Source organism: Christensenella sp. (assembly GCF_034927525.1).
Classification (GTDB): Bacteria; Bacillota; Clostridia; order Christensenellales; family Christensenellaceae; genus Christensenella.
Genome location: NZ_JAYFPU010000057.1, coordinates 1 through 7,163 on the forward strand (window position 1 = coordinate 1; position 7,163 = coordinate 7,163).

The 7,163-nt window shown below is 38.3% G+C and carries 3 protein-coding genes and 1 pseudogene; all 4 read right to left on the reverse strand.

The window, feature by feature from the left end:
* Positions 1-354: 354 nt before the first annotated feature.
* Positions 355-1,515, reverse strand: coding sequence for an ATP-binding protein (locus tag VB081_RS02060; protein ID WP_323399192.1), 1,161 nt, complete (start codon positions 1,513-1,515; stop codon positions 355-357).
* 40 nt (positions 1,516-1,555) lie between these two features.
* Positions 1,556-5,602 (reverse strand): Eco57I restriction-modification methylase domain-containing protein, encoded by a 4,047-nt coding sequence (locus VB081_RS02065; protein ID WP_323399193.1) that lies wholly within the window; start codon positions 5,600-5,602, stop codon positions 1,556-1,558.
* A complete protein-coding gene (locus VB081_RS02070) occupies positions 5,599-6,534 on the reverse strand; it encodes a restriction endonuclease subunit M (RefSeq protein WP_323399194.1) in 936 nt (311 codons plus the stop codon). Before VB081_RS02070 ends, VB081_RS02065 begins: the two co-directional genes overlap by 4 nt.
* A gap of 169 nt (positions 6,535-6,703) precedes the next feature.
* A pseudogene (locus VB081_RS02075) lies at positions 6,704-7,163 on the reverse strand (DEAD/DEAH box helicase); the annotation flags it as partial.

A 7,163-nucleotide genomic window follows, 5' to 3' on the forward strand; every position in this document is an offset into this window, starting at 1 on the left:
TTTCTTTTCCCAGCTTCACGGCCTGTATCTTATATTCTGGATCATATTGTCTATTCTTTGCCATTTTTTCGTCTCCTCCTGACTCTTTGATTAGCTTAAATCCTTGTGAATCAGTTGTCAACTAAAACTATACAATATCACGATGTAGTGAGGGGCCTAGTATATCATTTTTCCTTGAAATTTGCTAGAGTCTCCAGCACAAAGGGTATCACGATTCGTGATACCCTTTGTGCTGGTTGGTGTTTGAATTTATGTGACACAGTAATACAATGTGAAACGAAAATAACCATGCTTGAGTAAAATACTCAAGCATGGTCGTTTTCTTATGTTCAAGTACCAAACCGATATATGGGACTATCTTTGTTTAATCCAATCTTCATATATCCATGCTATTTTAGCAACTTGGAAAGCCGAATATATTAATCCTCCTGAGTTTGTATCATTATCTTCTTGGATCTGATATTGATATTTTTTCTTAATATCATCGTCAGTATGATCATTGAAATGATTTGAAACATATAAATCAAAGCATTGCTTATCATCTTCTTTTTCAAAAATCAGTAATTGATTATAATTTTGCTCTCTACTTGAAATATCACACCTTCCATGTGTGAATATCTTAAGCATTTTCCCTTCAATCGAATCAAGCATATAGTAGGTATACCAGAAATTTGTTTGTTGGGCAACCGAAGAATTCTCTGCTTTTGGCAAAAACTTACGAAACTGATCGAATGACCATAATTCCGTCTCATAAATCACAGTATTATGGTATGTGATGTTTAATCTCGCCAAATGCATTACAGGGTGAGTGTAAAAAGCTGCCGCTGGAACCCAAGCTTGCTTCATATCTTCAACTTGGATTAATTGAAATTCAGGATAGTCAATATGATAACAATATTTCTTATTGCCCCAATCAAAAATCCATTTATCAGTCTCGGATAATAAAATATGTAGTCTTTCCATTATCGGAAGTTCTATACCAAATCTTTTGCGCCACAAGAATTCAACATCATTTATATCAGCTTGTTTATCGATAGGTGTATTGTTATCTACAACTCGTGTGTAAATATGGTATGGTCTTACAATCTTACCATATTTTTTATCATCACTATTTTTAACATTCTTATCTTGATATTCCTTCTCCAAATAGTATGGAACATCAAGACTATCTTTAATAATCAAAAAATCAACTTCATGATTGTCGAGGTAAATTGTTTGAATTTCAATACGAGGGCGAACACTCCCTGTAAAGTTTACATTTCTGAGGATATCCGTAATTCCTTGTTGGTTACGCCTTTTAGCATCATTTTCGACTCCTATAATAGAGAAGTTGTCATCATCTACTCCAAAAATAATATAGCAATCTCTTCTAGAGCGAGTGTTTGCCATGCATAAAATATCATGAACCAATTCTGCTTTATCGTGATGATGCTCTCTTTTAAAATCCCACCAAGCGTCTTCACGTTTTGATGCAATAAGTTTATTAACTACATCTTCTATATTAATATCATTCAAATGATCACGCTCCATCCATTTGCAAAATAAGTTATCACAATTATTCCATGTGTTTAATCGTTTCTTCAATGAATGTAATCTCACCCTCAGATAAACCATACTTAGAATAGAGCTGTTCGTCTATTTCTGGAATAGATTTATTCCACTGAATATCAGATTTCTCGGTAAAATCTTGTAATGGAACGAATCCATATACTATTTGTGTTACATTTTGAGATATTTTTAGTATCGAAACTAAAAATCTAACAAATTTTGTCTTAATATAATTACATAAGCACTCTGCTTCATATTTTGAATGAAAATTACCAATTGTAATCAATGAATCTGTACAAGCTGTTTTTTGAAGTCCAACGTAGGGCGTCCCAATTATTTTCATATCACTATTAGGATTCCCCGCTGATTTTGAGATGAACACTTTGAAATTATTAAAAATATCAATGTTCTTCTTAATCTCCTTTTTATCAATATACTTTATAACATTTGCCTTGCAACGAATTTCGTACAAACCTTCTTTAAACGTCTCACAAACTTTTTTATCCAGGGACGATTCCTTTCCAATTATACCAAATGGATTACGTCCAGTTGTTATTGAAGTAAGTGGATTGAAATTATCATTCATTATTTTCACTAAAATAGGCAGAGCATCCGAATTGTATATTATAACATCAAGACCATCTTCAAAAAGATTACGATAGTTTGTTTTGCGATTATTATTTTCACAAGTTACAAATTCAACCTTTCCGTTAAACTTTGAGTTATGCAAGAAGTAATTTACTCCCCCTTTTATTTCAACCCCATTAAAAATATCTTTATCAAATTTGTAACAGACCATCTTTTGTATATGATTATTGCTTTTTATGTATTCACGTAGTTTTACAAAAGATTTATCTTGTGCATCCCCTGTAAACCAACGTGAAGGAGTAATTAATGAAACATAGTGCGTATCCACCATAATTGCAGTTTTTATAAATATGGGAAACAGCTGTTTTGATAGCGAAGAATTCTTACTTGCTTCACTAATTTTCTCTTGATACGGTGGATTCCCCACAATAGCATCAAACTTCATTTTCTGTACCCCTTCCTTCTTCCAATAGCTTGGTTTTAGTACCCGCTCGATGAACTGTTGTGGTTTGTTCTTCATTGCATTAATCAAATCATCAAAATAATGTGCATTGATTTTTGCATCTGAATAGCCGACAAGGGTACGCCGTGTTATCAGCTTTGCCATTGGTGTATTGCAAATGACGAACATATTTTTCTGAACCGTATCATTCCATACTGCCCGCTGAACTTCCGGGGTTAACGCTTCCTCAGTATATTTTTTGCATTTTGTGCGATAAATACTATAAACAACATATAGCGGATACAGACCCGTCTTTGAATTAATTTCTAAGATTTGGGCCTTTTCATTTCCAAAAATATCTGCTGTTACCTTTCCTTGGTCCACGAACCTTGGTTCCTCGAGGATTTCCTCATGGGCTTCATCATAAAAATCATATCCCCCAAGAGTGTCAGACATATGCATATTAACCACACGCCAGGGTGTTAGCACCGTTTCCTTATCGGGATTTTTAAAATAGGAAAACAAACTCGCAATTTTCTTTGTTCTTTCCGTCGGATTCAAGGTATCTGCTTCACGTGCGATATTCCGTATTCTGCGCCCAGCTGCTATGAATACATCTTCATCGTAATATTTTTTAAATTCATTGAATAATTCCTTGGTAACACCCTTTGGCATAAACTCTTTCCAAGACGACGCATCAACCTTCTCCACAAATCGCTCCAAGGTTATTTCTTCATCATATGGAATATCCGCGCCATAAATAAGGAGTGGCATACGAATGGAAATCCCTCGCAGAATTGAGATTGCATCGTTTCTGACTTTTGCCTTTTCCTTTAATTCTTTTAATCGTTCTTTTTCTTCTTCTGTGAGGTTTTTCTTCGGTTTCTTTTTGAGCTTTTCTGCTTCTTCATATTCTTCGTTGGTCAAGCCCTGGTCATTAACACTAATATCCTTTTGTTTTTCTGCCGCTTTTGATTTTCCGATGATGGTCTTAAGATCTTCAAACTTCTTTATGTCGATATCCTGTAGTTTCAGCAATTCATCATTATAAAGATTCGCATCATCAAAGCCATGGCGCACAACCTTATCGGCGTAGGCTTTTTTTAATTGCTGCAACAACTTATCCGCCTTATATTCCTTCATTTGAGAACCGGAAATCGAAATAACCGGACAGTAGTTCAGGAATTTCCCAAGGATTATCTTATCGCCATCATTGCTTTTCCCCGCTTTTGATGATACGGACACGGCTTCTGATACCATTTTTAAGGTTCGGTCAGGAGCAAAGTCAAAAACATATGCTGTTTCTTTTATTTTCCCCTCCTTGTTACAAGGAGATTGCACACGGAAAATCGTTTGAAGATAATTTGCTGCTGAAGTTGAAAAAGAGCCAGACAACATAAACACAGCGGTCCATTCCTTTACTGTAACACCGGTTGTTAATTTTCCACAGGATAAGGTGATGGTGTAAGTATCGAGCTGTTCTGCCTTGCAGATGGCTTTCCTAACGCTGTTCAATGCATCCGATGATTCTTCATCATTACTACCGGCTACATTGACAATATTGAATTGTCCACTACCAAATACGGGATGTTTTTCCATTAGGTCTTTTAACGCCTTCGCTTCACGGACTCCTGGAACCATCCATAGCGAATGTTTAAAGACGCTCCGATATCCCTCTTTCGAATATGGGTATGCGCTGTTTGCATCCTCTTTACTCATGAGGTTTAAGAATGACCATATGTCTTCTTTATGCACAAAGTCGCCAATCTTTGCATTCTGAGGCATTTGAGCATAATCCTGTTTATAGTCACTTGTCCATGTACGGAAAAATTCATGGAAATTAAAGGCTTTATCTTCGTATGTGATATAGCTGCCATTATGGAGCAAATCACCAAGATTATAGGTAAATATCCGCATTTTAGGGAGTTCATCATAGGGATTAGAATCTCCAAAATGCTGTTTATCCCATTCTGATTTGCATTCCTGCTCCATGATGTAGTCCCATGTGTAGATGGAATTTTCATCATACTCATTCATAATATTAAAGGGTGTGCCTGAGAGCGCCAGGAGTTTTGTATGGTCTAATTCCTCTTTAACAATTGCCTTTATGGTATCATCACCAAGGGCAGTTTTCGTCCCTTCGTGTGCCTCGTCGACGATAACACAGTCCCATTCGGTATTGAAAATAATATCATTTTTCCCGAATTTACCCCCAACTGCTTCTGAGCCCCGTAAATCCTGTATGGATGCAAAATAGACAAAGGACTTATCCATTTTCAATAAATCTTCAACCGTGTACCCATTGACCTTCGAGCCATAAACATAGTCTATTCCATCAAATATTTTTTTAAAATCATCATACCAGCCATCATTAACCACTGGCCGGTGTGTTAAGATAATGGTTTTTTCATATTGACAGCGCTTTATGACTTCCAAGGCACTCAAGGTTTTTCCAAAACGCATTTTAGCATTCCAGAGCATCCGATTGTTTTTTTTGAATTGCTTGATTGTGAGTTCAATGGCTTCTTTTTGTTCTGGTCGAAAAACGATCGGTATGTATCCATTATCCATGGAATTACTGAGATTTGCAAAATTTTCTTTTACAGCCGAAATCGCTTCAATGGCTGTTTCTTTTCCTATTTTATACCATTCACGGCCAGTCGATTCATCAATCTTTGCCTTTTTTATTCCGGAGTTTTCGAGTACTCGGTGCACTTCGTGATCCCGAAAGGCTTTAGACACCATCTCCCCAGCTTCGGATTTAACTGTTTTTACGGCGAGTTCAGTATGGAGAAGAACTGGGGTGATTCCAACTGTATTGGTGTATTGCTTAATCCGCTCCAATGCCGCTTGGTTCAATGCTCGACAGTTTGGGGGTAAATTATCCATGGTTACATCGGTATGGAGTGTTGCATCTCCAATTTTTATTAATCCTTTGTGTTCTTCATCATGAATCGTAAAAGCATAAATGACCTTGAAATCAAAGGCACTTTTAAACTGAGTTTTTCCGCCTGTTTTTGTCATGATGACTCTCCCTTAATTAAGCTTTTAAATTCTAAACTCCGATCCGCACGCCAATCATATATGCGACATGGTATCGCTTCTTTTTCTGCGGCTGCTCCATCCATTGAATCAAAGAGGGTGATTTGTCCCATCGCGCTAGGTCTTTCACTATAGGGCACGGTCATCGTAATGCCATCCATCTGCCAGATGTTCCATGAGATTATCCGTGCAATGCGATTGAGCTGCTTGTCATTCGGCGCAATGCCCCATCGGGCTTGCATATTTTCTATAAAGGTATATAACAAGTTTTCCCGTGCGATTAGAATATTGTCACCTTGATACTCATAACCATAGGTGCTTTCATACGCTCTCGTTACCCATTTTAACCATTCATCTTCAGTTGTAGTATTTTCATTTACAATTCTCAGTTTTCTATCTAACAATCCGATTCGATTTTCAATTGATATCTCTTGACCAGTAACCGTATCATAGCGACTAACGAGGTAAGGCGCCTCTCCACAGCTAATTTCAAGTCTTCTTGCATCAACATAAGATTTCCAAGTTTTTCCCTCTGGAAAACTAATTTTTTCTTCCACCGTCGTCCATGACTGATCAGTTGAAATGCTAAAGACATTCTTTCTCCCAAACCATGTTTCATCAACAAGATTGTTTTGTTCATTACAAATCCACGAAGGGGTAAACACCTCGGCCTTTTCCTTTGTACGCCGGTTCTGTTCCTCGATTGCCTTTGAAACCCGTGGTTGTATTATTTGTATTTCTTCCTTTGTTATGAGGTTTTGCGTAATGGGTTCTTGCGGATAATAGTCAGAGCCCAGGGAGATAAATTGATCTGTTGCCCAGCATATATTCTTTTTTGTTGTACGGTCTTTTAGTAGAACATTAAACAATGCTTTACTCATATCCGCAATTTCCTGTTCAAGAATATCTATCATTGTATGTCCTCATCCCCGTTTCTTTTTTCCGTTACGATAATAATGTACATTATAGCACGGAAAATCGAATTTTTCATCTATTCTATAATAGTACTAGCCTAGGCATATCATCACTATTCCGCCCCCTACATCGGGGGTCACGCACCAGCATTTTGCGCCCCCCTTTATATCACCGCACATCCCCCACCCCCGCCAGCAGCTCCGGACAATTAAACAGAATATCCACCACCTCCTCCAGAACAACCCCATTGCCGCATTGCCAGATGGCCTGGGCCAGCTTGATCTGTCCATCGGGCTGGATGGCGATGCAGGAGGACTGGTGGTCCCGGATGTAGGCGGCGGCCTCCCGGGTAAAGCCGTGGCGCTGGAGGAGAATGATGATGGAATCCATGGTGCCGTAGTCGACGAATTCGTACCAATTGTTCTGGTCCAGGGCGTCCTCGCCGTGGATGGCCTGGTACTCCTCGGAAAACCGCAGGAAGTAGTTGGACAGCCGAAAGAGCAGTATCCGGTCGATGGCTTCCAGGGTGTTGTTGATGACGCCGTTCTTTTGCTCGACGCTCCCCTCATAGCACTCGGGGGTATAGCTGTTTTTCCAGTACTGCCCCGGATGTTTCTCGTAGTATTTG

What these genes read in the sequence shown, in the direction of transcription:
- VB081_RS02065 (WP_323399193.1), bottom strand. Translation starts at nt 5,602, where the DNA reads ATGACAAAAACAGGCGGAAAAACTCAGTTTAAAAGTGCCTTTGATTTC.
- VB081_RS02070 (WP_323399194.1), bottom strand. Translation starts at nt 6,534, where the DNA reads ATGATAGATATTCTTGAACAGGAAATTGCGGATATGAGTAAAGCATTG.